General features: G+C 66.0%; 25 protein-coding genes. 11 read left to right on the forward strand and 14 right to left on the reverse strand.

The features are described from left to right. Positions 1 to 5: 5 nt before the first annotated feature. The 3 genes from ACQR2C_RS27655 to ACQR2C_RS27665 all read left to right on the forward strand — a co-directional run bounded on the left by ACQR2C_RS27655 (position 6) and on the right by ACQR2C_RS27665 (position 2955). Positions 6 to 1205 carry a M48 family metalloprotease gene (locus tag ACQR2C_RS27655; protein ID WP_434882525.1) on the forward strand — a complete coding sequence of 400 codons (1200 nt, stop codon included), beginning with the start codon at positions 6 to 8 and terminating at the stop codon, positions 1203 to 1205. Between the two features lie 263 nt (positions 1206 to 1468). Beyond that, positions 1469 to 2230, forward strand: a complete 762-nt coding sequence (locus ACQR2C_RS27660; RefSeq protein WP_009025709.1) for a hypothetical protein — start codon at positions 1469 to 1471, stop codon at positions 2228 to 2230. Between the two features lie 56 nt (positions 2231 to 2286). Next, positions 2287 to 2955, forward strand: a complete 669-nt coding sequence (locus ACQR2C_RS27665) for a hypothetical protein (RefSeq protein WP_315802792.1) — start codon at positions 2287 to 2289, stop codon at positions 2953 to 2955. 16 nt (positions 2956 to 2971) lie between these two features. Here ACQR2C_RS27665 and ACQR2C_RS27670 read toward each other — a convergent pair whose 3' ends face one another. From ACQR2C_RS27670 to ACQR2C_RS27690, 5 genes are all read right to left on the reverse strand, one after another. Further along, positions 2972 to 3511, reverse strand: coding sequence for an adenine phosphoribosyltransferase (locus ACQR2C_RS27670; protein ID WP_035646710.1), 540 nt, complete (start codon positions 3509 to 3511; stop codon positions 2972 to 2974). A gap of 134 nt (positions 3512 to 3645) precedes the next feature. Further along, positions 3646 to 5808, reverse strand: coding sequence for an anthranilate synthase component I (locus tag ACQR2C_RS27675; RefSeq protein WP_434882526.1), 2163 nt, complete (start codon positions 5806 to 5808; stop codon positions 3646 to 3648). Between the two features lie 1058 nt (positions 5809 to 6866). After that, a complete protein-coding gene (locus tag ACQR2C_RS27680; protein WP_434882527.1) occupies positions 6867 to 7616 on the reverse strand; it encodes a DUF3658 domain-containing protein in 750 nt (249 codons plus the stop codon). After that, entirely contained in the window at positions 7574 to 7927 is a 354-nt protein-coding gene (locus ACQR2C_RS27685; RefSeq protein WP_434882528.1) for a hypothetical protein, read from the reverse strand. Before ACQR2C_RS27685 ends, ACQR2C_RS27680 begins: the two co-directional genes overlap by 43 nt. A 393-nt stretch (positions 7928 to 8320) precedes the next feature. Further along, positions 8321 to 8893, reverse strand: a complete 573-nt coding sequence (locus ACQR2C_RS27690) for a TetR/AcrR family transcriptional regulator (RefSeq protein ID WP_434882529.1) — start codon at positions 8891 to 8893, stop codon at positions 8321 to 8323. Between the two features lie 132 nt (positions 8894 to 9025). Here ACQR2C_RS27690 and ACQR2C_RS27695 point away from each other — a divergent pair, with 132 nt between their 5' ends. Next, positions 9026 to 9442 (forward strand): 4-oxalocrotonate tautomerase, encoded by a 417-nt coding sequence (locus ACQR2C_RS27695; protein WP_316238228.1) that lies wholly within the window; start codon positions 9026 to 9028, stop codon positions 9440 to 9442. Between the two features lie 61 nt (positions 9443 to 9503). Here the strand turns inward: ACQR2C_RS27695 and ACQR2C_RS27700 are convergent, their stop codons facing one another. Continuing rightward, entirely contained in the window at positions 9504 to 10556 is a 1053-nt protein-coding gene (locus ACQR2C_RS27700) for a hypothetical protein (RefSeq protein ID WP_316238227.1), read from the reverse strand. Positions 10557 to 10955: 399 nt separating this feature from the next. On the opposite strand from ACQR2C_RS27700, the gene ACQR2C_RS27705 reads away from it, so the two are divergent. Next, the gene (locus ACQR2C_RS27705) at positions 10956 to 11159 is read left to right on the forward strand and encodes a hypothetical protein (RefSeq protein WP_315802786.1); all 204 of its coding nucleotides are present in this window, start codon (positions 10956 to 10958) and stop codon (positions 11157 to 11159) included. Between the two features lie 45 nt (positions 11160 to 11204). On the opposite strand, the gene ACQR2C_RS27710 is transcribed toward ACQR2C_RS27705, so the two are convergent. From ACQR2C_RS27710 to petA, 4 genes are all read right to left on the reverse strand, one after another. Further along, complete coding sequence (locus ACQR2C_RS27710) at positions 11205 to 11879, reverse strand: dienelactone hydrolase family protein (RefSeq protein WP_315802785.1); 675 nt, start codon at positions 11877 to 11879, stop codon at positions 11205 to 11207. 146 nt (positions 11880 to 12025) lie between these two features. Next, complete coding sequence (locus tag ACQR2C_RS27715) at positions 12026 to 12358, reverse strand: YnfA family protein (protein ID WP_316178150.1); 333 nt, start codon at positions 12356 to 12358, stop codon at positions 12026 to 12028. Between the two features lie 114 nt (positions 12359 to 12472). Beyond that, positions 12473 to 14539, reverse strand: coding sequence for a cytochrome c1 (locus ACQR2C_RS27720; RefSeq protein WP_316178149.1), 2067 nt, complete (start codon positions 14537 to 14539; stop codon positions 12473 to 12475). Positions 14540 to 14599: 60 nt separating this feature from the next. Then, positions 14600 to 15130 (reverse strand): ubiquinol-cytochrome c reductase iron-sulfur subunit, encoded by a 531-nt coding sequence (gene petA / locus ACQR2C_RS27725; RefSeq protein WP_315802877.1) that lies wholly within the window; start codon positions 15128 to 15130, stop codon positions 14600 to 14602. A 280-nt stretch (positions 15131 to 15410) separates the two neighbouring features. Here petA and ACQR2C_RS27730 point away from each other — a divergent pair, with 280 nt between their 5' ends. The 6 genes from ACQR2C_RS27730 (at position 15411) to ACQR2C_RS27755 (ending at position 20805) form a co-directional block, all read left to right on the forward strand. Next, positions 15411 to 15893: a tRNA (cytidine(34)-2'-O)-methyltransferase gene (locus ACQR2C_RS27730; protein WP_316178147.1), complete on the forward strand. Its 483-nt coding sequence runs from the start codon at positions 15411 to 15413 to the stop codon at positions 15891 to 15893. Next, positions 15890 to 16522, forward strand: coding sequence for a 7-carboxy-7-deazaguanine synthase (gene queE, locus ACQR2C_RS27735; RefSeq protein ID WP_315802781.1), 633 nt, complete (start codon positions 15890 to 15892; stop codon positions 16520 to 16522). The genes ACQR2C_RS27730 and queE overlap by 4 nt, the downstream gene beginning before the upstream one ends. 16 nt (positions 16523 to 16538) lie before the next feature. Next, positions 16539 to 16907 carry a 6-pyruvoyl trahydropterin synthase family protein gene (locus ACQR2C_RS27740; protein ID WP_315802876.1) on the forward strand — a complete coding sequence of 123 codons (369 nt, stop codon included), beginning with the start codon at positions 16539 to 16541 and terminating at the stop codon, positions 16905 to 16907. Between the two features lie 106 nt (positions 16908 to 17013). Further along, a complete protein-coding gene (gene hemF / locus ACQR2C_RS27745) occupies positions 17014 to 17901 on the forward strand; it encodes an oxygen-dependent coproporphyrinogen oxidase (RefSeq protein WP_315802780.1) in 888 nt (295 codons plus the stop codon). Between the two features lie 31 nt (positions 17902 to 17932). Continuing rightward, complete coding sequence (locus ACQR2C_RS27750; RefSeq protein ID WP_316178143.1) at positions 17933 to 18658, forward strand: HAD family hydrolase; 726 nt, start codon at positions 17933 to 17935, stop codon at positions 18656 to 18658. Between the two features lie 206 nt (positions 18659 to 18864). Then, positions 18865 to 20805: a diguanylate cyclase gene (locus ACQR2C_RS27755; RefSeq protein ID WP_315802778.1), complete on the forward strand. Its 1941-nt coding sequence runs from the start codon at positions 18865 to 18867 to the stop codon at positions 20803 to 20805. Positions 20806 to 20815: 10 nt separating this feature from the next. Here ACQR2C_RS27755 and ACQR2C_RS27760 read toward each other — a convergent pair whose 3' ends face one another. From ACQR2C_RS27760 to ACQR2C_RS27775, 4 genes are read right to left on the reverse strand one after another with little or no spacing between them, the layout of a single operon-like run. Continuing rightward, positions 20816 to 21592 (reverse strand): TSUP family transporter, encoded by a 777-nt coding sequence (locus tag ACQR2C_RS27760; RefSeq protein WP_434882530.1) that lies wholly within the window; start codon positions 21590 to 21592, stop codon positions 20816 to 20818. Beyond that, positions 21589 to 22839: a CCA tRNA nucleotidyltransferase gene (locus tag ACQR2C_RS27765; RefSeq protein ID WP_315802776.1), complete on the reverse strand. Its 1251-nt coding sequence runs from the start codon at positions 22837 to 22839 to the stop codon at positions 21589 to 21591. Before ACQR2C_RS27765 ends, ACQR2C_RS27760 begins: the two co-directional genes overlap by 4 nt. Further along, on the reverse strand, positions 22836 to 23099 hold the full coding sequence (locus ACQR2C_RS27770) for a DUF6111 family protein (protein ID WP_315802775.1): 264 nt from the start codon (positions 23097 to 23099) through the stop codon (positions 22836 to 22838). The genes ACQR2C_RS27765 and ACQR2C_RS27770 overlap by 4 nt, the downstream gene beginning before the upstream one ends. Then, a complete protein-coding gene (locus ACQR2C_RS27775) occupies positions 23096 to 23758 on the reverse strand; it encodes a CoA pyrophosphatase (protein ID WP_315802774.1) in 663 nt (220 codons plus the stop codon). The genes ACQR2C_RS27770 and ACQR2C_RS27775 overlap by 4 nt, the downstream gene beginning before the upstream one ends.

Raw genomic sequence — 23758 nt, forward strand, 5'->3', positions numbered from 1 at the left:
ACGCCATGGCCGCCTACGGTCTCTACACCCACATCGCATCGAACAAGACCCGTTCGGTGCTGCTGCTCGGCGGCCTGTTCCTGCTGATCTATGTGCTGGTGTTCGCCGGTGCGCTGATCGCGGAGGTCATGATCAACGGCAATGGCAGCGTCGCCTATTACATGAACGCTGCCACCCGCGACCTGATCAAGGCGCTGCCCTGGGCCACGATCGGCGCGGCGGCCTGGATCGTGATCGCCTATTTCTTCCACCAGACGATGATCGACGCCGTCACCGGCGGCACCGCGGTGACCCGCCAGGAGCAGCCGCGGCTGTACAATCTGCTTGAGAATCTCTGCATCTCGCGCGGCATCACCATGCCGAAGCTGAAGATCATGGACAGCCCGGCGCTGAATGCCTTCGCCACCGGCCTCAATCAGCGGCAATACGCCGTCACCGTCACGACCGGCCTGCTCGCTGCGCTCGATGACAAGGAGATCGAGGCGGTGCTGGGTCACGAACTCACCCATATCCGCAACGGCGACGTGCAGCTGATGGTCGTGGCCGTCATCATCGCCGGCGTCGTCGGCTTCTTCGGCGAATTGTTCTTCCGCCTGTTCACCAATATGAGCTGGGGCGGCGGCTGGGGCCGCTCGTCGTCGTCCTCCTCCTCGTCCGACTCCGACCGCAAGGGCTCCGGCGGAGGGGCGATCATCGTCGTGATCATCGCGGTCGTGCTGATCTTGGTGGCCTGGCTGTTGTCCCAGGTGGTCAAGCTGGCGCTGTCGCGCACCCGCGAATACCTCGCCGATGCCGGGTCGGTCGAGTTGACCAAGAATCCGGACGCCATGATCAGCGCTCTGCGCAAGATCGAAGGGCGCGGCGAGCTGCCCGGCGCCACCTCCGCCGTCATGGAGTTGTGCGTCGACAATCCGCGCGAGGGCTTTGCCGACCTGTTCGCCACCCACCCTTCCGTCGATGCCCGGGTCCAGGCGCTGATCAAGTTCGCCGGCGGCCATGATCCCGGCCCGCTGGCACTGCCCACGGACGAGGCACAGCCGGACGACACCGGCGCCAACGCGACCGAAAGCGACGCTCCGCCACCGCTGCCGTCCGGCGGTCCCTGGGGCCAGGCCGATGGCCCGCCTACGCCATCCGGCCAGGGACAAGCCGCTCCCGAGGGACCTTGGAGCACACCCGCAACCGGTCCCTGGGGCCGGCACTAGACCCCTCCTTCGCAGCGGAATCGGGGGCGAATGCCGTGCGACGGGCAATCGTCGCTGCCACTCGCTTGCAAGTGCTTCCTCGCCGGCACGAACGTTTGGCCGGAATGCCTCCGATTGCTCCGGCCCGCGGCGGCGAAGGCGCAAATTTCCCCGGTCCCGTGCTGCAATGAATTTGAATTCTCCAGCGTTTCTGCCATGTTCGCGCCCAAAGCAGAATGCAATGCGCCGGCCCCCTGGCCGGCCTCAGGGCTGAAGGACTTTCCATGGCGAAACCGGCAGTGGTTGTGGTGGGCGCGGACAAGGGCGGGGTCGGCAAGACCACGGTGTCGCGGACGTTGCTCGATTATTTCAGCGCCAACAACGTCCCCACCCGGGCGTTCGACACCGAGCATCCGCGCGGCACCCTGAAGCGCTTCCACCCGGAGATCACCGAGATCGTCGACATGAATTCGACGCCGGACCAGATGAAGATCTTCGACACATTGAGCGCGGTGGCGCCGTCAGTGACCGTGATCGACGTCCGCGCCGGCCTGATGTCGCCGACACTGGCCGCCTTGCGCGACATCGGCTTCCTCGACGCCGCCCGCTCCGGCCAGATCACCTTCGCGGTGTTCCACATCCTGGGCTCGTCGATCGCCTCGCTCGACGAGATCGCCGAGACCGCGAGCTACATGATCGGGGCGAAATATTTCCTGGTGAAGAACTTCATCAACAACACCAGCTTCTTCGAGTGGGACCAGTCGACCTACAATTCCTACTTCCACCGCATCAAGGACGCGACCGAGCTGACCATCCCGAAGCTCAACGAGATGGCGTTCGAGCAGGTCGAGGTGGCGTCGGTGCCGTTCCTCAAATTCGTCGCCAACAAGGGGCCGCGCGACGAGGCCGCCAACTACTCCTTCGTGCTGCGCGGCTATGTCCGGCATTGGCTCGCCAATGTCTGGAGCGAGTACGACCGGATCAAGCTGACCGACATCGTCGGCTCGACCAAGGCGGCGGCGCCGCGGCCGGCCGGGGAAAAATAGCATTCCCGTGACTGATGGGACTTTATCGCAACCGCATTTGACCTGATATAGGTCGGATGCCCGCGACGCCCGTCTACATCGTCTGCTCGCCCCGGCCGCAATCCGGGAAGACGCTGCTTGCGCGGGTCCTGAGCGAGTTCCTGCTGCTCAAGAACGGCCAGGTGCTCGCCTTCGACGTCACCCTGCGCGAGCCGTCGCTGCTCGACTTCCTGCCGCAGATCACGGAAACCGCGACAATCGAGGACACCTACGGCAAGATCCAATTGATGGACCGGGTGATCCTCAACGACGGTATCCCCAAGGTGATCGACCTCGGCTACTACTCGTTCGACGAGTTCTTCAAAATGTCCGAACAGATTGGCTTTTTGAAGGAGGCCGCACGGCGGAACGTGGTCCCGATCGTGCTGTACTGCGCCGAGGGCGACCGCGTCTCGATGCGCGCCTATGACGCCCTGCGGCGGCAGATCCCGAAGGCACAGCTGATCGTGGTCGAGAACGACCACGTGCTGCGCGAGGAGCTCCCCGACCTCTACAGCCGCAGCAAGCATCTGCGCATTGCCGCCCTGCCCGCCTTCCTCCGAACCTACATCGAGCGCTTCTCGTTCTCCTTCACCGGCTATCTGCGCCAGGAGAAGGACCCCTCCACCGAGCTCTATCAATGGATCCGGCGCAACTATTATGCGCTGCGCGAGATCGAGAACGAGCTCCTGATGCAGCGGTCCTGACGCCGCCGCGCGCGTTTCAGTGCCCTTCGAACGAGATCAGCGTGCGCACGGGCACGTCGAGCGCGCGCAGCTTGGCGGCGCCGCCGAGATCCGGCAGGTCGATGATGAAGCAGGCCGCCACCACGGTCGCGCCGATCTGGCGCAGCAGCTTCACCGCGCCTTCGGCCGTGCCGCCGGTGGCGATGAGATCGTCGACCAGGATCACGCGCTCGCCGGGCTGCACCGCGTCGACATGCATCTCCATCTCGTCGGTGCCGTATTCCAGCGCGTAGGACATGCTGACCGTCTTGTGCGGCAGCTTGCCCTTCTTGCGGATCGGCACGAACCCGGCCGAGAGCTGATGCGCGACCGCGCCGCCGAGGATGAAGCCGCGGGCCTCGATGCCGGCGACCTTGTCCATCTTCGATCCGGCCCAGGGATGCACCAGCTCGTCCACCGCGCGGCGGAACGCGCGCGCGTCCGCCAACAGCGTCGTGATGTCCCGGAACAGGATGCCGGGCTTCGGATAGTCCGGAATGGTGCGGACCGTGTTCTTGATGTCCAGATCGAACGTCATCGTGCTCTCGCTACCTTGTTTTGCCGTGACCGCGAGGAATTCGTCATTGCGAGCGAAGCGAAGCAATCCAGGGCCGCGAAAACAACTCTGGATCGCTTCGTCGCTACGCTCCTCGCGATGACGGCGACCACCTGTTACGCCGGCTGCTTCAGCCGGAATGCATTCTCCACGATCCGCAAACCGACGGCATCGCCGAGCGACATCAGCGATTCCGGATGGAACTGCACGCCGCCGACCGGCAGCGTCTTGTGCTCGATCGCCATCGCCACGCCGTCCTCGGTTGCCGCCGTCACCGTCAGCACCTCGGGCATGCTGTCGCGCTCGACGAACAGCGAGTGATAGCGGCCGATCACGATCTCATTCGGCAGCCCCTGCATCAGGCGGCCGCCGCGCACCTGGACCCGCGAGGGCCTTCCATGCGCCGGCTGGGCGAGCTGGCCGAGCTGGCCGCCGAAATACTCTCCCATCGCCTGCACGCCGAGACAGACGCCGAAGATCGGCAGCTTCTTTTGAAGCGCGGCATCGATGGTGGTCGAGATCTTGAAGTCCTCGGGACGGCCCGGCCCCGGCGAGAGCACGATCAGATCCCAGCTGCGCTCGGCCAGCATCTTCAGTGCATGGACATAACGCACCACCGTGACGTTGGCGCCGACCTGGCGGAAATAGTCGGCCAGCATGTGCACGAACGAGTCGTCATGATCGATCAGCAGCACATTCTTGCCGGAGCCTGTCGCGTCCGGCGCCGTCGACGACAGCGGCTTCGGCGGATCGCCGCGCAGCGCCTGGAACAGCGCCGCCGCCTTGACCTGGCACTCGCGATCCTCGGCCGCGGGGTCCGAATCGAACAAACAGGTGGCGCCAACGCGCACCTCGGCGAGCCCGTCCTTCATGCGGATGGTGCGGATGGTGAGGCCGGTGTTGATCGAGCCGTCGAAATTCACGGCGCCGATCGCGCCGGCGTACCAGCGCCGCGGCGAGCGCTCATTGTCCTCGACGAACTGCATCGCCCACAGCTTTGGCGCGCCGGTGACGGTCACGGCCCAGGCGTGGGTCAGGAACGCGTCGAGCGCGTCGAAGCCCGGCCGCAGCATGCCCTCGACGTGGTCGACGGTGTGGAACAGCTTCGAGTAGGTCTCGATCTGGCGGCGCGCCAGCACCTTGATGGTGCCGGGCACGCAGATGCGCGCCTTGTCGTTGCGGTCGACGTCGGTGCACATGTTGAGCTCGAATTCGTCCTTCTCCGAGTTCAGGAGCTGGCGGATCTGCTCGGCATCGCCGATCGCATCGCGGCCGCGCGCGATGGTGCCGGAGATCGGACAGGTCTCGACGCGCCGTCCGTCGGAGCGCACGAACATCTCAGGCGACGCCGACACGAGAAACTCGCCGTCGCCGAGATTCATCAGCGCGCCATAGGGCGACGGATTGATCCGGCAAAGCCGCTGGAACACTTCCGCCGGCGAGCGCTCGCACGGCTCGGCAAACAACTGGCCGGGCACCGCCTCGAACAGGTCGCCGCGGGCAAAGGCGGCGCGGGCCTTCTCGACCGTGGCCTGGTACTCACCGGGCGCGTGGTCGGCAAAGCCCTGGCGCGGCTCCTTCAGATAGACGCTGGCGTCGGTGTCGCGCGGCAGGCCTGATGTCGACTGGCCGTTCCAGGAAAAATCATAAGACAGCACGACGCCGCGGCCGGTGGCGCGGTCATAGGCCAGGAGGCGATCGGGCACGTAGAGCACGATGTCGCGCTGGTCCTTTTCGCGCGGCCGCTTCTGCACGAGGTCCTCGATCTGGAAGACGAGGTCGTAGGCGAAGGCGCCGAACAGGCCGAGCAGCGGATCGTCATTGGCGGACAGCGCGGCGATCATCGCCCGCACCAGCGACATCACGCTGGCGCGGCGGGTGCGTTGGTCCTCCTCGACCGGGGCAGGCCCGCGGACGATGTGTCCGGCCAGCCGCGCCGGCGAAGCCGCAGTAATGACCACGCAGGGCTCGCGCAACGTGTCCTTCAGGAACGCGATCAGCACCTCGCCGCGGCGGTTGAGCGCCTGCAGGGTGAAGTCGGTGCCCTTGGTTTCCAGTACCAGGGGTGGGTCGGCGAAGCCGAGGTCAAAACTCTCGTAGCGGCCGGGCACGGTCGTGCCCGAGGACAGCACCACGCCGCGGCGGCGGTCGAGCAGGTCGATCAGGTCGTCGAGCCGGCTGGCATTGCCGGAAAACTGCTCGACGGAGCGCGTGATCGCGAGCCCGCTGGAGGTGCGGTAGTCGCTGCGGGCCGGAAGGGCGAAAACGGTCCTGTTCATGGGGTCCTCTTGGGCGTCCTCTTACGGAATTTGCCGAGGAAACGCCACACAGGACCAACCGGAAGCCGCCGCTGCGTGGCGGCCCCTCTGCGATCGAATGTCAAATGAATCGCACCGGCCACCTCTTACAAGGTGCGCCACCAGAGACGGGCTGGGCGGACAAGGGTGCTCATGGCGCGGAACTGACCACGGGCGGCGGGCGGGGTCAAGGGGCGGTAGGGACACAAAGGGGGGTGGGATGCGTCGGCAAATCAAGAGCGGCGCCGCGAGCCGGCTGCCCGATATAGTGCCCTTGCCCCTTGTGGGAGAGGGCATGTGCGGCCCATCCGCGAACGCGGTTGGGTGAGGGGTCTCTCTCAACGAGTGGCGCTTGCAGAGGCATACCCCTCACCCAACCGCAATTGCGGCTCTGTCCTACATGCCCTCTCCCACAAGGGGCGAGGGCGCAGTCACGCGCACCCGCGGGGCGAAGGCGAGAGCCTTGGCAGGGCGAGAACGGAACATACGTCCGCATTCTCGCGACACGATCGGCCCGAGTGATGATGTTCAAGACCGCCCTTTCTAAGTCGAGGGCGCAGGGAAGGCCGGGCATCGGCTGATGCCCGTGGCCCGCCTGCAGCAAAAAAAGCAGGCGGCAGTCACCACAGGTCAGCCGGACGACCGGCCTTCCCTGCGCGATGGTTTGACGGATTATACGCATTCTCCCCGGGGACCGGGCTGTCTTGCCCCCGTGACCAGCGGATCATCATCACCACCGGTGTAGCCTCAGCGTCGGGAGGCCAGGACCATGCGACTTCACCGTGCGCGCCCGCCGTTCGTCCGCACGACAAAAGCCATGCTGCGACGTGACGCGCCCACCGCATCTCCACCCCGCGTCTCGTGACGACCGCGATACGCCCCTCGTGCCGGGGTGGGACGCGAGCATCAAAGCATGGATTCTGAAAAGTAGAAACAAGAATATTTTTGCCCGAGGGACTGGACAGGCCAAATCAGCTTGAGGCGGCTGAGGAATTTCGTCTCGAAACGCGCGCAGCGAACTCGCCGGCCAAGAGCGGCCGTTACCCCTCTGCAGCCGGCAATCGCAATTCGCTGCGATTGATCTCGAACACGTCGCCACGACATTCCAGACGACCGGCTGCGACAAGCGCACGGGCTCGCGCGATCAGGAGCAGATCACCCGTCTGAAGCGTGGTTGTCGGAGGTTCGCAGAGAGCCTCGCCGATGATCCTCGTGGCCTTCTGCCATTCGGCAGTGGCGTATGACAGCAGCACGGGATCAAAGAACGAGATCGGCGCCGATATCAGCTCGCCGTCGCTGAGGATGCGCAATGGCGCGTTGTCAGCTTTCAGGCGCGCCCAACGTTCGCGATACACATCACGCGACCCGGGGGTCAGGTCCTCCGCGAGATCCCAGAGATTGTTGTCGCTGATGACCTCAGGCGGAAGCAGCGCCAAGCTGACGGCCAGCTGCGGCTCGGTCGTGCCTCCTCTCCGCACCATGGTGTCGGTGAGATCGATCACCTCAAGGGGCTCCTGACCGAGCCGCCACAGGAATTCGAGAAAGCCGGCATATTCCTGGGTCGAGCGTCGAGTGAACCAGACGATCCTTCGGTGATTGCGCGAGAGGGCCTCGCTCCAGAACGATGTTGCCTGACCGCCGACCTCGTCCCAGCCAGAGAATCCCAATTTCTCTTCCACCCAAGCGGTTCGCAACGCCGGATCGGGCGGATCGATCGGGCCGAAGCTCAAACTGTCGGGAAGGCCGATCACGCGCTCGTCGCGGCCGGATTTCCCAAACGCTGCGCGCAACGTACCCGCTGCGGACGAATTGAAGACCACATGAAGTATTGAACCGGACATCGCAGAATCCCTTGCTGGCGTGATCCACTAATCCCAGTCGGCCGAGCCACGGCGTCGCCTCGCGCGCCACCCACCGCCGAGCGAGCCTTCTGAAGCGCATCAATGACTCGATCGAGCTCCTCAGCTTCCATGAGGACCTCGATGTCTCCGGCCGTCCTCAACGACAACACCAATCCAACAGCATTGCCGACGACGCGAGCCAGCACGAAAGCGTCGTCACCGGAATTCTTATCTACAAAGGCAATCGGCTCGATGATCACGCGTATTCCAGGATTGCTTGGCGAGTTGCCATGCCAGCCCTATCGGCAGCGGCGCTGAGGTTGAGTTAGTACCGCGATGGCGGTGCGCCCCCCTCCCCCTTGCGGGGAGGGGTCGGGGGTGGGGGGCCGTGGGGCGCTGACGTTCGTGGGAGCACGCCAAAGATGCGACCCAGGCCAGCAATGCCAAAGAGGACGATACGATCGTCATACCCCTGCTCATGGGTGACGAGCCATCGCTGATGGTCATCCATCGCAGGCGATTTCATCTGGGGCAGGGTGACTCGTGGACCCCCACCCCCAACCCCTCCCCGCAAGGGGGAGGGGAGCTCACCGCCGTTGGGGCGAGAGGCCGGGTTCGAACTTGCGAAGCTGGGTGCTCGCGCGGCAAACGTCCTACAGCAGCGCGAGTGCGGCTTGCTTGAGGTGGGCGGCGATGGCGTCGCGGGCTTCGGGTGAGGCGACGCTGCGCGCCATGGTCACGCCGCCCGAGAGAAGCGCCATCAATGCCCAGGCCTTTTGCAGCCGCGCCTCGTCGGTCTTTCCCTGCAACCCTTTCGCGATCTGCCGGGCGACCCGTTCGAGCGCCGCGCCGTAGCTGGCCTTGATGGCCGCGCTGGCGCGCGTGACGTCCGGGGTCAGGCTCTGCAGGCCGCAGCTCGCATCCAGCGCGCAAGTGAGGCGCTCACCGAGATAGAAGGCGACGAACGTCTCGGCCCAGCGGGCGCCCTGCTCCGCCTGAAGGGCTGCAATGCCGGCTCTGAGTTCCTCGAGTCCGGCCAAGGCGGCGGATTCGAACGCGGCGTCCTTCGACTTGAAATGACCGTAGAATGCGCCGGAGGTGACCCCGGCCTCCTTGGCCAGACCATCGACGCCGATCCCGCCATAGCCGAGCCGGCGAAATCCGCGGCCTGCGGCCTCCAACAGTTTTGCCTTTGCTTCCAGCTTATGTTCGGCCTGATACCGCATCTGGCGCCTCTCATAGCGATCGTTATTTCATGATTGACTCATAACGATCGTTATTCTATCAATACATCACGGTCGTTATATAATGGCCGCCATTCCCCGGACAACCGCCATAGCGCGGGCACAGGAGGACTCATGCCGATCAGTCTCACACTCACCGAAGGCGTCATCGCTGCCGACAAGGCGCCGATCGCCGTCGCGCGGATCACGGAAGCGTTCCTGAGACATCATGGTCTCGCGGGAAACAGGATCATGACGGCGAACGTCACAGCCCATCTGAACATCCTGCCGAAGGGCCAGACCTTCGCCGGTGGCACGCCTGTCGACGGAGCCTGGATCGAGACCAAGACGCCGTCCTTTGCGCTCGCCAGCCACGACATCCAGACGGCGTTCTTCGGCGAAGCCACCGACATTCTGCATGACCTCTCCGGCGGGGCGCTGGCGAGGGACCGGATCTGGTCCAACGGCGTCCATGCCGTCGACGGCACCTGGAATCTGCACGGCAGGCCGATGACCAACGAAGCGCTTGTGGGAGCCATCACCGCAGGCTGACCACGGCCATCGCGGCCGCTACCGCATCGCGCGGCGGCGGCCGTGACCGAATGCCGACCGCTCACGTCCCCGGCTTCACCAGCCCGAGCTCCGCGAACTTCATCTCCGTCGCCACCACCGCGTTCTCATACACCTCGCCGCGCTCGACGAAGTAGTTGAAATAGCCGGCCGGCGTCTCCGGCTGGATCTCGACCAGCTCCACGGTCTTGTATTTGGGATCGGTGATGGCGCCGCTCGCGATCAGGTCGTTGATGCGCTTGAGCGCATCGACCTCGGCCTTGTAGCCGACCGAGAACCACATCTCGGTGGTCCAGTCCTGCACCTCGAACCAATTGGCCGGCGCCTGGCCCTGCCACCCCTGGGCGAGCGGGCGGACGGCGAAGACGCGGTCGAAACCGTGCAGCTCGGAAATGATGCTGGCACGGTGATAGGCACCGTCCATCTGTCCCTGCGGCAGCTTGGTGAAGCCGTACAGCGACAGCCACAGCGCCGCCTTGACCGCTTCCGGCGTGATCGGGCGGATGGCGCGCTCGGCCAGCACCTCGGAGGCGTAGCGCAGGTCGCGCTTCGCCGCCGATTGCCGCGCCTTGACGGCATGAGCATTGGGAACCGACTTCTCCGACGGCAGCAGCGCCCGCGCCGCCTCGTTGCCGTAGAGATAGCCGGTGCCGGTCTCGGGATCATAGGTGTTGAACACGACGCCGATCGGCGTGGCGTTGAGCGTCTCCGCCGCGTGCGCGAAGTCGGCCTCGCTGCGCACCGGGACATATTGCTGCGCCGGCCACAGCCGGTCGGCGAGGGCGTTGAACGGGCCGTCGCGCCAATCCGGCCAGGAGACGAGGCGCGCCAGCGCCTCGGCATAGGCGGGACGGAACACCCCGGGATAGCCGAACATCACCGTGCGCAACTGCGACGCCGGATCCCGGTGGCGGTCGGAGGACATCAGCTCGTTGCGCAGATCGAGACCCTGAAGCCACGCCGACAGCACCAGGATCTGGCCGGATGTCGCGGTGACGAGATCCGGCGTCACGCCCCAGGCGCGGGCCGTATCGAGGAAGCCGGCGCCATGGGCGTTCAAGCCGCCCAGCCCGGCCAGCGCAAAGGCCACACGCACGGCTTTCTCCATCAGCAGAGGGATCGGGGAATGCTACCTCAGATTGTTTCTGCGACGCAACCGGCGACGAGACGCGGCGAATTCGAACATCGAACGAAGCGACGCGTTTCGAACATGATCAACGCTCATATCCCGGCGAAACAACGGTGATTCGCGGAAACCTCGCAGCGCCAGGCGGCGGAAGGCTGCAGCCGGCGGCTGTGCGGCCCGTCACAACCTCATGTTGCGCGCGTGCATGAGGCCTCTCCTGTCGATCGGCGGTTGTCACAACCGCAAAAAGTTACATAACTTGACCGTGCGTGAGGGCAACACCTGTTGTCTATCTGCCATAGTATGGCAATGATTGGTTAACCATATTGAATTACCTTGGTTAACATGGCTCGCGGCAAACAGCCTTCTGTGTCGCATGCGCTTCCGAAGCAGCAGACGCTGCTCGATTGCTTCCTGGAAGCGCAGGCGAAGAGGACGAAGCGTCGACGGCGCTCCGCCGACGCGGCGACCAGCATCGATCCCGCCCGTCCCTTGGAGCCGACCGACGACGCCTCGTCCCGCGACGAGGCCGAACAGACGTCGGCCGAGATCAAGGCCGTCCGCGCGGTGTAAAGTCCGCGTGGCACCGCTTCGGACCGGTGCGCCCCTGCCCTCAGCTCAGCCGAGATGCTTGTGGAAGAACGCCGTGGCGCGGCCCCAGGCGAGCTCGGCGGCCGCGCGGTCGTGCACGGTCATGCGCTGCTCGTTCACGAAGGCATGCTCGGCGTCGTAGCGGTAGAGCTCGAGCGACTTGCCGGCGGCCTTCATCGCCGCCTCGAAGCCGTCCACCAGCGCCGGCGTGCACCAATCGTCCTTGTTGGCGAAATGGGCCTGCAGCGGAATCTTGACGTCGGCGGGCTTGGCTGCCTGCTCCGGCGGAATGCCGTAGAACACGACGCCCGCGGTCAGCTCAGCGATCCGGGTGGCGCCGATGATCGTCACCGCGCCGCCGAGACAGAAGCCGGTGAGGCCGACCTTGGCGCCGTTACGGGCGAGATATTGCGCGGCGCCGCGCACCGTCTGCGTGGTCGCGTCCATGAAATCGAGCGAGTTCATCTCGCGGCCGGCGGCGTCCGTGTCGTGATAGGGCACCACCGTGCCCTTGTAGAGATCCGGCGCCAGCGCGTTGAAGCCGGCCAGCGCGAACCGGTCGCACATGCCCTTGATCTGATCCTGCAGGCCCCACCATTCCTGGATGACGACGACGCCCGGCGCATTGCCCTGCGCCGCCTTGGCGAGATAGCCCTTGGCCTCCTGGCCGTCGGGGCGCTTGAAGCTGATGAGTGTGCCCATGATGGTCCTCCGCAATTTCTGTTTGGGACGTTGGGAATGCGGTTTACCGCAAATGCGCGTCCGGCGCGACGGGAGGGGATCGGGTTCGCTTCAACGTGACCGCCTTCGTAGCCGGATGTCGCCACGCTCGGCCACGGGTCGCCGCGCTACACCGGCAGCGACCGTGGCGCGAACAGGATCACGGCCATGCCGGCGAGGCAGATCAGGGCGCCGGCGGCGTCCCACAGATCGGGGCGATGGTCTTCGACCAGCCAGCCCCACAGCAGCGCCGACGTGATGTAGATGCCGCCATAGGCGGCGTAGGCGCGGCCGGCGAGCGGGCTGTCGGCGAGGGTCAGCAGATAGGCGAAGCCGGCAAGCGCGGCCATCCCCGGCAACAGCCATAGCGGCGAATGGCCGAGCCGCAGCCAAGCCCAGAACGCAAAGCAGCCGCCGATCTCGAGCACGGCGGCGCCTGCGAAGGCCAACAATGACGTCATGTGTCCCCTCCTCTGCCGTGCCTCGCCAATGCTACGACGGCCAGAGCGGCCAAAAGAAAAAAAGCCCCCAGAGGGGGCTTTTTCAATCGCATGCGGCGATGGCTCGCGCTCCGCTCAATGCGCGGCAGCCCAGACCCGCTTCTTGGTGAAGTACATCAGCCCGGCGAAGATGATCAGGAAGATGAACACCTGATAGCCGAGGCGCTTGCGTGCTTCCATGTGCGGCTCGGCGGTCCACATCAGGAAGGTCGCGACGTCGTGGGCATACTGCTTCACGGTGGCCGGCGAGCCGTCGTCGAACGTCACCTGGCCGTCGGACAGCGGCGGCGGCATCTTGATCGCGTGGCCGGGGAAGTACTTGTTGTAGTACGAGCCGTCCGGGATGGTCACGCCGTGCGGCGGGGTCTCTTCATAGCCCTGCAGCAGCGCGTTGACGTAGTTCGGGCCCTGCTCCTGGAACTGGGTGAAGAAGTCGATCAGGAACCAGGGGAAGCCGCGCTTGTAGGAGCGCGCCTTGGCGATCAGCGACAGGTCCGGCGGCGCCGCACCGCCATTGGCCGCACGGGCCGCCTGCTCGTTCGGGAACGGCGCCGGGAAGTAGTCGGCGGGACGGCCCGGGCGCTCGAACATGTCGCCGGCGTCGTTCGGACCGTCCTTGATCTTGTACTCGGCGGCGAACGCGGCCGCCTGGGCTGGCGAGTAGCCCGGGCCGCCAGGCTCGGCCAGATTGCGGAACGCCACATAGTTCAGCGAATGGCAGTTCGAGCAGACTTCCTTGTAGATCTTCAGGCCGCGCTGCACGGCGCCGCGATCGAAGGTGCCGAACGGACCTGCAAACGACCACTTCACCGACGGCGGGTTCTCCTGGCCTTCGCTGGCACGGGCATCGCCCATGCTGCCAGCGAGCAGCGACACCGCGGCGACCAGCGCAATCGCGGCCGAGGCCACCACCTTGCGGCCGGACTTCGCCAGCACGTCGTCGGCGATCGAGTTCGGCAGCGGCCGCGGGCGCTCGATGCGGGCGAGCAGCGGCAGCACGATCAGGAAGTAGGCGAAGTACAGCACGGTCAGGATACGGCCGAGCACGACGTAGACGCCCTCCGGCGGCTGCGCGCCGAGATAGCCGAGGCCGACGCAGACGACGACAAAGATCCAGAAGAACTGCTTGCCGAGCGGACGGTACTTGTTCGAGCGGGTCTTGGCCGAGTCGAGCCAGGGCAGGAACACCAGCACGATGATCGCCGCGAACATCGCGATCACGCCGGCGAGCTTGTTCGGCACCGAGCGCAGGATGGCGTAGAACGGCAGGTAGTACCATTCGGGCACGATGTGCGCCGGGGTCACCGCCGGGTTGGCCGGGATGTAGTTGTCGGCGTCGCCGAGATAGTTCGGCATGTAGAAGATGAACCAGGAATAGAAGATCAGGAAGCAGGCGACGCCGAAGAAGTCCTTGATCGTGGCATAGGGCGTGAACGGCACCATGTCCTTCTCGGTCTTCGGCTCGACGCCGGCCGGATTGTTCTGGCCGACCACGTGCAGCGCCCAGACGTGCAGCACGACCACGCCGGCGATCAGGAACGGCAGCAGGTAGTGGAGCGCGAAGAAGCGGTTCAGGGTCGGGTTGCCGACGGAGTAGCCGCCCCACAGCAGGGTCACGATGCTCTCGCCGAAATAGGGCACCGCCGAGAACAAATTGGTGATGACGGTGGCGCCCCAGAAGCTCATCTGGCCCCACGGCAGCACGTAGCCCATGAAGCCCGTTGCCATCATCAGGAGATAAATGATGACGCCGAGGATCCAGAGCACCTCGCGCGGCGCCTTGTATGACCCGTAATACAGGCCGCGGAACATGTGGATGTAGACGGCAAGGAAAAACATCGACGCGCCGGAGGCATGCATGTTGCGCAGCAGCCAGCCGTAGTTCACGTCGCGCACGATCAGCTCGACCGACTTGAAGGCCATGTCGGCGTGCGGCGTGTAGTGCATCGCCAGGATGACGCCGGTGACGATCTGCACGCCCAGCATGATCGAAAGGATGGCGCCGAACGTCCACCAGTAGTTCAGGTTCCGCGGCGTCGGATAGGCAACGAAGGACGAGTGGACCAGGCCGATGATCGGAAGTCGTTGCTCGAGCCACTTCAAGGCGGGGTGGCTCGGCTGGTAGTCAGAAGGTCCACTCATGATGCGTTCCTGAAGAAATTATCTTGCACGATCGAGCGTGAGCTCAAGACAAACGTCTGCTCAGCCGATCTGGATCTTGGTGTCGGAAACGAACTGATAGGGCGGGACGGGAAGGTTGAGCGGCGCCGGTCCCTGGCGCACGCGGCCGGAAGCGTCGTACTGCGAGCCGTGGCACGGGCAGAAGAAGCCGTCGTAATTGCCTTCATGCGCGATCGGGATGCAGCCGAGATGGGTGCAGATGCCGATCACGACCAGCCACTGCTCGTGGCCGTCCTTGGTGCGGGACTGGTCGGTCGCCGGATCCGGCAGGCTCGACACCGGCACCGCGCGCACTTCCTCGACCTGCTTCTTGGTGCGGTGGGAGATGTAGATCGGCTTGCCGCGCCAGAACACCTTGATGTCCTGTCCTTCGGCGACGGGCGCGAGATCGACCTCGATCGGCGCACCGGCCGCGATGGTCGAGGCATCGGGGTTCATCTGGGAGATGAAGGGCCACAGGGCGAGCACACCGCCGACTGCCGCGGTAGCGCCCGTGGCGACGAAAAGAAAATCCCGGCGTGTCGGATGATCCGCAGTAGACGCTGTCACGATTCCAACCCTTTCTTCGTTGCAGCCGGTGGAACCGCCCCGCTCGACGTCTGACGATCTCGACCTGGGAGATCACGTGACCGGGAGATCCTGCCGGCGCCCGCGTCCCCCGCGGCGGCAGAAAACGGCTCGCTCCACCGCCCCTGGGGAACAAGCCGTCCAGAATCGTTCTATTGGCACCCTTGCGATACGAGCGCAAGCCCGCTATCGGCCCTGCAGCACGCCATGCACCAATTCCCGCTTCCGAAGCGGACTTTCAGCCTCAGTCTTAAGACCAATTCGCATGCAGATCGCGCTCTATCAGCCCGACATTCCGCAGAACACCGGAACGATTCTGCGCCTCTGCGCCTGCCTCGGGCTCGCGGCCCACATCATCGAGCCGGCGGGCTTTCCGGTGTCCGACCGCCAGTTCCGCCGCGCCGGCATGGACTATCTGGACCAGCTGAATTGGCGGCGGCACGATTCCTGGAGCGCGTTCGAGGCCTGGCGGTCCGGAGCGGGCCATCGCCTGCTGCTGCTGACGACCAGGGCCGCGACCTGCTATCTCGACGTCAGCTACCGGCCGGACGACATCCTGCTGCTCGGGCGCGAGAGCGCCGGCGTGCCGGACGGCGTGGCGGCAGCGGCCGATGCGCGGTTGCGGATTCCGCTCAAGCCCGGACTGCGCTCGCTGAACGTGGCGATGGCGGCGGCGATCGCCACCGGCGAGGCGCTGCGCCAGACCGGACAATTCGTCCAATTGCAGTCACAAGGAGCCGGAGCGTGAGCTACGCGGTGAAGGAAATCTTCATGACCCTGCAGGGCGAAGGCGCCCAGGCGGGCCGTGCCGCCGTGTTCTGCCGCTTCGCCGGCTGCAACCTGTGGAGCGGCCGCGAGGCCGACCGCGCAACCGCGACGTGCCGGTTCTGTGACACCGATTTCGTCGGCACCGACGGCACGCTAGGCGGCCGTTACGCCAATGCCGCCGACCTGGCCGCGGCCATCGCCGGGCAATGGACAGGCGGGGCGGCCGACCGCTATACGATCCTCACCGGCGGGGAGCCGCTGCTGCAGGTCGATGCCGACCTGATCGAAGCGCTCCACGCCCGCGGCTTCGCGGTCGGGGTCGAAACCAACGGTACGCTCATTCCGCCTGACGGGATCGACTGGATCTGCGTCAGCCCGAAGGCCGGCGCCGAGCTGAACCTGCGGCAGGGCCACGAGCTGAAGCTGGTCTATCCGCAGCAGGGAGCCGAGCCGGAGCGGTTCGACGGCCTCGCCTTCGAGCGCTTCTCGCTGCAGCCGATGGACGGGCCCGAGGCGGCCGCGAACACGGCGCGCGCCATCGATTACTGCCAGCATCATCCGCAATGGCGGCTCAGCCTGCAGACGCACAAGATGATCGGCATCAGATAGGATTGTGACTGACACGATGTGGGAATTGACCAAGTCGTTCACCTTCGAGGCCGCGCATACGCTGCCGATCACGACGCTCGGCGAAGCCAGCCAGGAGATCCACGGCCACTCCTTCCGCGCCGAGGTGACGGTGCGGGGCGATGCGACCAATCCCGAGACCGGCATGGTGGTGGATTTCGGCGTGCTGACGCAGCGCCTGGGCGAGATCCAGACCATGCTCGACCACAAGTTCCTGAACAAGATCGAGGCGATCGGGCTGCCGACGCTGGAGAACCTGTCGCGCTTCATCTATGAGCGCGTCCGCTCCATCGGCCATGTCACCAAGGTCAGCGTCCACCGCGACAGCTGCCGCGAGACCTGCACCTATTTCGGTCCGCAGGCCTGATCGATTGTGGTAGGACCGAACCGTAGCGACAACAGCACTGTCACCTCCGGCTGTCATGGACTCTTGACGGCGGGGTGACCGCCAATGTGCCAGGGGGGGAGCGTCCATGACCATCGCCGCCATCGAGGATCGCAAGGCCCGCGCCCGCGCCTGGTTCGAGAGCCTGCGCGACCAGATCTGCGCGGCGTTCGAGCGGCTTGAGGACGAGGCGCCGGCTGCGCTCTATCCGCGCGCACCGAGCCGGTTCGTGCGCACGCCGTGGGAGCGCACCGACCATGGCGGCGGGCATGGCGGCGGCGGCGTCATGAGCATGATGCACGGCCGGCTGTTCGAGAAGGTCGGCGTGCACTGCTCGACCGTGCATGGCGAGTTCGCCCCGGAATTCCGCAGCCAGATTCCCGGCGCCTCGGAAGACCCGCGGTTCTGGGCCTCCGGCATCTCGCTGATCGCGCATCTGTGGTCGCCGCACGTGCCGGCGGTGCACATGAACACGCGCTTCGTCGTCACGACAAAAGCCTGGTTCGGCGGCGGCGCCGATCTGACGCCGGTGCTGGACCGCCGCCGCACCCAGGAGGACTCTGACACGGTCGCCTTCCACGCCGCGATGAAAGGTGCCTGCGACGCACACGCGGCTGTCGCCTCCTATGACAAGTACAAGCGCTGGTGCGACGAGTACTTCTACCTGCCCCACCGCAAGGAGCCGCGCGGCATCGGCGGCATCTTCTACGACCATCACGATTCCGGCGACTGGGAGGCCGACCTCGCCTTCACCCAGGACGTCGGCCGCGCCTTTCTCGCCATCTATCCCGAGCTGGTCCGGCGCAATTTTGCCGCGCCCTGGACCGAGGCGGACCGCGAGGAGCAGCTGATCCGGCGCGGCCGCTATGTGGAATTCAACCTGCTTTATGACCGCGGCACCACATTTGGGCTGAAAACCGGTGGCAATGTGGAGTCCATTCTGTCGTCGATGCCGCCTGAAGTGAAATGGCCCTGAAACCCTTGTTTGATTGACCCGTAAGCTCATTATGACCGCCGCCCTGCCCCGCGCCATGCTGATCGACATGGATGACACCATCCTGTCGGCCTATGGCCGTCCCGAGATCGCCTGGAACATCGTCGCCACCGAGTTCGCCGACGAACTCGCGCCGCATACGCCGCAGGCCGTGGCCGCTGCGATCCTGGCCTCCGCGCGCAGCTTCTGGTCGGTCGCGGGCGCGGAGTGGCGGATGAAGCTGATCCAGGCGCGGCAGGAGGTGGTGAAGGGCGGCTTCGCGGCGCTGACCAGCGCCGGCGCCGCCCTGCCGACCGAGCTCGCGATCCGCATCGCCGACCGCTTCACCGCCTACCGCGACGAGCAGATGTTCGTCTTCCCCGGCGCCCACGAGGCGATCGACGCGTTCAAGGCGCGCGGCGTCAGGCTGGCGCTCGTCACCAACGGCGAGGCCGGCCAGCAGCGCGCCAAGATCGAGCGCTTCGCGCTGGCGCATCGCTTCGACCACATCCAGATCGAGGGCGAGCACGGCTTCGGCAAGCCCGAGGAGCGCGCCTATTGGCACGCGATGGAGCGGCTCGGCGTCGGTCCGGACGACACCTGGATGATCGGCGACAATCTCGAATGGGAGATCGTCGCGCCGCAGCGGCTCGGCATCTACTCGATCTGGATCGACGTCCATGGCGACGGCCTGCCCGAAGGCACCGACGTCAAGCCCGACCGCATCATCCGCTCGCTGACCGAGCTGGTGCCGGCCTGAGCGTTAGCCCGTCGTTCACCTTGACGGGACACGCGCCTTTAACCGCGCGCGCCGTTCGTGCCCTCCCCCGGTGACCTGCGGCCTGCCCGTAACCGAATCGAAATTCGCACAAGCGTCTATTCGCTGCGGGGCTTGGAGGGGAATAGGCGCCAGTCCTTGCGCGCCGCTTCGACCGATCGCAAGCCGGTTCGAGCAGCGTCGGTGTCATGGCTCTCAATCTGCCGCAGATCTCCCTGGGCGTGTCGATCAAGAACTCGCTCCTGACGTCCGTCTTCCTGCTGCTGGCGATCCTCGCCGGCGTGTCGGTCATGGCGACGATGCGGCTGTCGGCGCTGCAGGACGCGATCGAGAACATCAACCGCGACCGGCTGCCGAAGATTCACACCCTGGGTGATCTCAACGTCAGCATCGCCCACACCCATCTCGTCGCGATCCGCGCAGCCCTCTCCACCGCGGCCGAGCCACGCGCCGCGTCCGAGCAGGAGCTGAGACGCCGCACCACCGACGTCGATGCGAAGATCGCGCGCTTCCAGGACACGATCGGCACCGACGCGCCGTTGAAGATGGCGTTCGACGAGTTCGTCAACAAATGGGACCTGTACCAGAAGCAGCAGGCGGTGATGCTCGAGCCGGAGGTCGGGGCGAGCCGCGACCGCCTGGAGCATGTCGTCAACATCGAAACGCCGCCGGTCTTCCAGGCCGTGGTCGATGCAATCGGACACGGCATCAGGCTCGCCGACCATCGCGCCGACAGCGCGATCGAGAGCGCGACGCTGGATGCCCAGGTGTTTCGCCTGGTGCTGTGGTCGGTCAACGGCGTCAGCGTGCTGATCGGGCTGGCGACGCTGCTGTTCGTCGTCCACGATGTCTCGATGCCGATCTTCCGCATCACCCGCAGCATGGAGGCGATCGCCAGGGGCGAGCTGCAGACCGAGATTCCCTATGCCGGCCACAGCAACGAGCTCGGCATGATGGCGCGGGCGCTGGCCGTGTTCCGCAAGAGCCTGGTCGAGAACGAACGCCTGAACGCGGCGACACGAACCCTCTCGGAGCTCAGCGAATGGCTGCAATCGGCCAAGTCCGAGAGCGAGCTCTACGGGATGATCTCGACCGTGCTCGGCGGACTGATGCCGGAATGCACGGGCGCGCTCTACATCTACGCCGACAGCCGCGACGTGCTCGAACTGGCCGCCGAATGGAACGGCACGCTGCCCACCCGGACCCTGCACCCCGACGATTGCTGGAGCCTGCGCCGCGGCCATGTCTACGTCCATGGCACGAGCGAGGTCGAATTCCGCTGCGACCACGTGCACCACGAGACCAATGAGAACTACTGCTGCATCCCGATCCTGGCCCATGGCGAGACTGTCGGACTGCTGCACGTCGCCTACAATTTCGACGACCGCGACACCGCGGCCGAGGCCAAGGCGCGCTTCGCCGATCGGGCCCGCCTCGCGCTCGCCTGCGCCGAGCACCTGTCGATTGCCATCGCCAACATGAAGCTGCGCGAAGGCCTGCGTGACCAGTCGCTACGCGATACGCTGACCGGGCTGAACAATCGCCGCTATCTGATCGAGACGGCACGCCGCGAACTGCTGCGCGCCGCGCGCAATCAGACGCCGCTGAGCGTGGTGACCTTGGACATCGACCACTTCAAGTCGTTCAACGACAATCACGGTCACGAAGCCGGCGACACCGTGCTGCGCCATGTCGGAGAGATCCTCAAGGCCACGTTCCGCGGCGACGACGTGCCCTGCCGCCTCGGCGGCGAGGAGTTCGTCGTCATGCTGCCGAACTGCGGAATCGAGGAGGCCGCGCTGCGCGCGGAGGAGCTGCGCGCCCGCGTCGAGGCGCTCAACATCAGCTATGGCGAGGGCATGCTGCCGCGGGTGACGATCTCGGTCGGCGTCGCCGCCTATCCCGAGGCCGGCCTCGACCTGACGGAGATCCTGCGCGTCGCCGACGGCGCGCTGTACCGCGCCAAGCACAAGGGCCGCAACCGGGTCGAGCTCGCCTCCGGCGGCATGGTCCCGCCGATCGACGAGGTGACGAACCGGGCCGTCGCCGCGCTCGATGCCATCGTGGCACGTGCGGAGACCGACACCATCACGCCATCCGATCGGGAGACGGGCCAGCAGGTGGCCTGACGCCGGAAAGCTACTCCGCCGGCAGCAGGTGTCGCAGCGCCGACGCGATCATCACGCCGCCGCCGGTGATCACGGCGGCATCGAGGATGGCGGCGTGGATGTGCACCGGCATGCGGGCAACGAAGGCCTTGGCGAGGAACGCGCCGGGCACCGCGACCGCGCCGATCAGCAGGGCGAAGGCCAGCACCTGCGCCGTGACCACGCCTGCGAGGCCGAACACCGAGATCTTGATGACGCCCGTCGCCACCGAGATCATCGCATCGGTGGCGATGACCGCGGCGCCTTCCAGGCCCGCGGCCATCAGCAGCGACAGCAGGATGACGCCAGAGCCAGAGGTGCCGCCGACCAGCACGCCATAACCGACCGCGCCGGCGGCAAGCCCGCCATTGCCGATCCGGACCTCGCGCTTGCGCAGGATCCGCCGCAGCGGAACGCTCATCATGAGCATCGTGCCGATCACGAACGCCGCGCCGGCATTGGTCAGTCGCGTGTAGCCGTAGGCGCCGAGCGCGGTCGTGAGCGCTGCCGCCGCGATGACGATTCCGGCGCGCGCACGGTCGGCGTGGCTGATATAGGCAACGACACGGCTGAGGTTGGTGAGGATCGCGGAGATCGCGATGATCGGCACTACCGGTTCGGCGCCGACCATCGGCACCAGTACGAGCGGCATGAGAGCGCCGGTGCCGTAGCCGGCAAGACCGCCGATGATGGAAGCGAACAGGGCGACGGCGGCGACGAGCAGGAGTTGCGAGAGCGAGATGTCGGCAAAGCCTGCCAGAAAATTCATGAACGTCCGTCGCGATTGACGCGCGCCGCCGCCTGGTCGGCGATCGCGTTCAGCGATGCCTCGTCGAGCGGAAAGTCCGCAGCCAACCAGGCATCCTCTGCGAGGGTGAGCACATGACCGAGAAGCGGTCCCTCCGCAACCCCACGCGCGATGAAATCGGCCGCCTTCAACGGCAATTTCGGCGGCGTGAAGCGCTGCGGCAACAGCGCACGCTCGCGCCATCGCCGGTCGCCGCGATCGCGCGCCCGCGCCCAGCCGAGCATCAGGCGGTCGCGGTAGACGGTCTCGCCGAGACGATACAGCAGACGCCGGACCCGCGCCTCGTCGGCGGAAGCGAACCGCCACCAGCGATGGCCCATGCCGTCGAGCGCCTTGGTCTCGGCATTGGAGAGCTTCAGCCTGACGCCGAGCCGGCGCGCATCCTCGGTCACGGCGACCGCGAGCGCGGCAAGACGGCGGACCGCGCTCGGCGGCAGCTCCAGCTCGCGCTCGATGCCGATCATCGCGGCGAACGGACCGAGATAGGCGACGCCGCCGAGGATCGCCGTCAGCAACCCGCCATCCGCCATCGCCGCGACGGCGCCGACCGCGCCGTCGGTGACGAGCAGCTTCAGCATCTCCATGCGCACGCGCTCGGCTGACAGCGTCGCAAGCCCGCCACGGCCGGCGATGCAGGCCAGATAGCCCTCGCGATCAGGGGCGCCATGCCCGAATGCCGCATGGATGCGGAAGAAGCGCAGGATGCGCAGATAATCCTCGGCGATGCGCTGGGCGGGATCGCCGATGAAGCGCACGCGGCGTTGGGCGATGTCGGCGAGACCGCCGACGTGATCATGCACCACGCCGTCCGGCCCGACGGAGAGCGCGTTGATGGTGAAGTCGCGCCGGTGCGCGTCGCCGACCCAGTCGCGGCCGAACTCGACTTTGGCCTTGCGGCCGAAGGTCTCGGTATCCTCGCGCAGCGTCGTGACCTCGAACGGATGCCCCTCGAGCACGAGGGTCACGGTGCCGTGGTCGATGCCGGTCGGAACGCTCTTGATCGACGCCGCCTTGGCACGCCGGACCACCTCCGCCGGCAGCGCCGTGGTCGCGATGTCGATGTCGCCGATGGCGATGCCGAGCAGCGCATTGCGCACGGCGCCGCCGACCACCCGCGCCTCCTCTCCGTCGCAATTGAGCAGCGCGAGCACGCGCGCGGCGGGACCGGACGAGAGCCAGGGCGCGTGCAGCACCCGCGCGTCGATCATTTCTCGACCCCTGGAACGAGCCTGCCGTTCTCGACATGAGCGGGGACGTAGGTCGAACGCGGCGGCGCGCCGGAGAACTCGGCGAGCAGGACCAGACTTGCAATCACCAACACCAGCGCCGCCACCGTCAATTTTGTGATCAGATGAAAGGGCCAGCTGGCCGGCACCAACAGCCCCGATTTGGTCGCGAGCAAGAACAACACATAAACCGCAAAAGGAATGAGGAAAATTCCGATTTCCGTCAACACGCCACGGATCATGGCCGACATATCCGTTCGTACAAGACCCGAAGGATGCCGGCTGTGGCGCCCCATATGTAGCGCTCGGCGAACGGCATCGCGTAATACGAGCGCTCCATGCCGCGAAACTCCTTGGAATGCAGCTGATGATTGGCGGGGTCCATCAGGAAGGCCAGCGGCACCTCGAAGGCGTCGTCGACCTCGCCGGCGTTGATCTTGAGCGTGAATCCGGGCCGCACCCGCGCCACCGTGGGCAGGATGCGGAAGCCGAACGCGGTGCCGTAGACGTCGAGATAGCCGATCGGGTCGACGAAGCTGCGGTCGAGCCCGACCTCCTCCTCGGCCTCGCGCAGGGCGGCATCGAGCGGCGAGGCATCGGTGACGTCGATCTTGCCGCCGGGAAAGGCGATTTGTCCGGCATGGCTCGAGAGGTTCGGCGAGCGCTGGGTCAAAAGGACCGTCGGCTCGGGATGGTCGACCACCGGGATCAGCACTGCCGCGGGGCGGATCGGCTGCTCGCGGGAGATGATCTCGAGCATGCGGTCGGTGCCGGAATCTCCGCTGGCCGGAATGACATCGGGATCGAGCAGGGCCTGCGGAACGTCGAAGCCCAGCCGCGCGCGGCCCCGCGCGAAGAAATCCGCTGAATTGACCACAGCGGCGGCCCCGTTCCTCACCAT

It is taken from the genome of Bradyrhizobium sp. HKCCYLRH3061, assembly GCF_051168015.1.
GTDB lineage: Bacteria > Pseudomonadota > Alphaproteobacteria > Rhizobiales > Xanthobacteraceae > Bradyrhizobium.

Bases quoted from the DNA above. Each gene is read 5' to 3' on its own strand.
- ACQR2C_RS27655 (WP_434882525.1), top strand. From the start codon at position 6: ATGGCCGCCTACGGTCTCTACACCCACATCGCATCGAACAAGACCCGT.
- ACQR2C_RS27660 (WP_009025709.1), top strand. From the start codon at position 1,469: ATGGCGAAACCGGCAGTGGTTGTGGTGGGCGCGGACAAGGGCGGGGTC.
- ACQR2C_RS27665 (WP_315802792.1), top strand. From the start codon at position 2,287: ATGCCCGCGACGCCCGTCTACATCGTCTGCTCGCCCCGGCCGCAATCC.
- ACQR2C_RS27670 (WP_035646710.1), bottom strand. From the start codon at position 3,511: ATGACGTTCGATCTGGACATCAAGAACACGGTCCGCACCATTCCGGAC.
- ACQR2C_RS27675 (WP_434882526.1), bottom strand. From the start codon at position 5,808: ATGAACAGGACCGTTTTCGCCCTTCCGGCCCGCAGCGACTACCGCACC.
- ACQR2C_RS27690 (WP_434882529.1), bottom strand. From the start codon at position 8,893: ATGCGGTATCAGGCCGAACATAAGCTGGAAGCAAAGGCAAAACTGTTG.
- ACQR2C_RS27695 (WP_316238228.1), top strand. From the start codon at position 9,026: ATGCCGATCAGTCTCACACTCACCGAAGGCGTCATCGCTGCCGACAAG.
- ACQR2C_RS27710 (WP_315802785.1), bottom strand. From the start codon at position 11,879: ATGGGCACACTCATCAGCTTCAAGCGCCCCGACGGCCAGGAGGCCAAG.
- ACQR2C_RS27715 (WP_316178150.1), bottom strand. From the start codon at position 12,358: ATGACGTCATTGTTGGCCTTCGCAGGCGCCGCCGTGCTCGAGATCGGC.
- ACQR2C_RS27720 (WP_316178149.1), bottom strand. From the start codon at position 14,539: ATGAGTGGACCTTCTGACTACCAGCCGAGCCACCCCGCCTTGAAGTGG.
- ACQR2C_RS27730 (WP_316178147.1), top strand. From the start codon at position 15,411: ATGCAGATCGCGCTCTATCAGCCCGACATTCCGCAGAACACCGGAACG.
- ACQR2C_RS27740 (WP_315802876.1), top strand. From the start codon at position 16,539: ATGTGGGAATTGACCAAGTCGTTCACCTTCGAGGCCGCGCATACGCTG.
- hemF (WP_315802780.1), top strand. From the start codon at position 17,014: ATGACCATCGCCGCCATCGAGGATCGCAAGGCCCGCGCCCGCGCCTGG.
- ACQR2C_RS27750 (WP_316178143.1), top strand. From the start codon at position 17,933: ATGACCGCCGCCCTGCCCCGCGCCATGCTGATCGACATGGATGACACC.
- ACQR2C_RS27755 (WP_315802778.1), top strand. From the start codon at position 18,865: ATGGCTCTCAATCTGCCGCAGATCTCCCTGGGCGTGTCGATCAAGAAC.
- ACQR2C_RS27760 (WP_434882530.1), bottom strand. From the start codon at position 21,592: ATGAATTTTCTGGCAGGCTTTGCCGACATCTCGCTCTCGCAACTCCTG.
- ACQR2C_RS27765 (WP_315802776.1), bottom strand. From the start codon at position 22,839: ATGATCGACGCGCGGGTGCTGCACGCGCCCTGGCTCTCGTCCGGTCCC.
- ACQR2C_RS27770 (WP_315802775.1), bottom strand. From the start codon at position 23,099: ATGATCCGTGGCGTGTTGACGGAAATCGGAATTTTCCTCATTCCTTTT.
- ACQR2C_RS27775 (WP_315802774.1), bottom strand. From the start codon at position 23,758: ATGGTGAGGAACGGGGCCGCCGCTGTGGTCAATTCAGCGGATTTCTTC.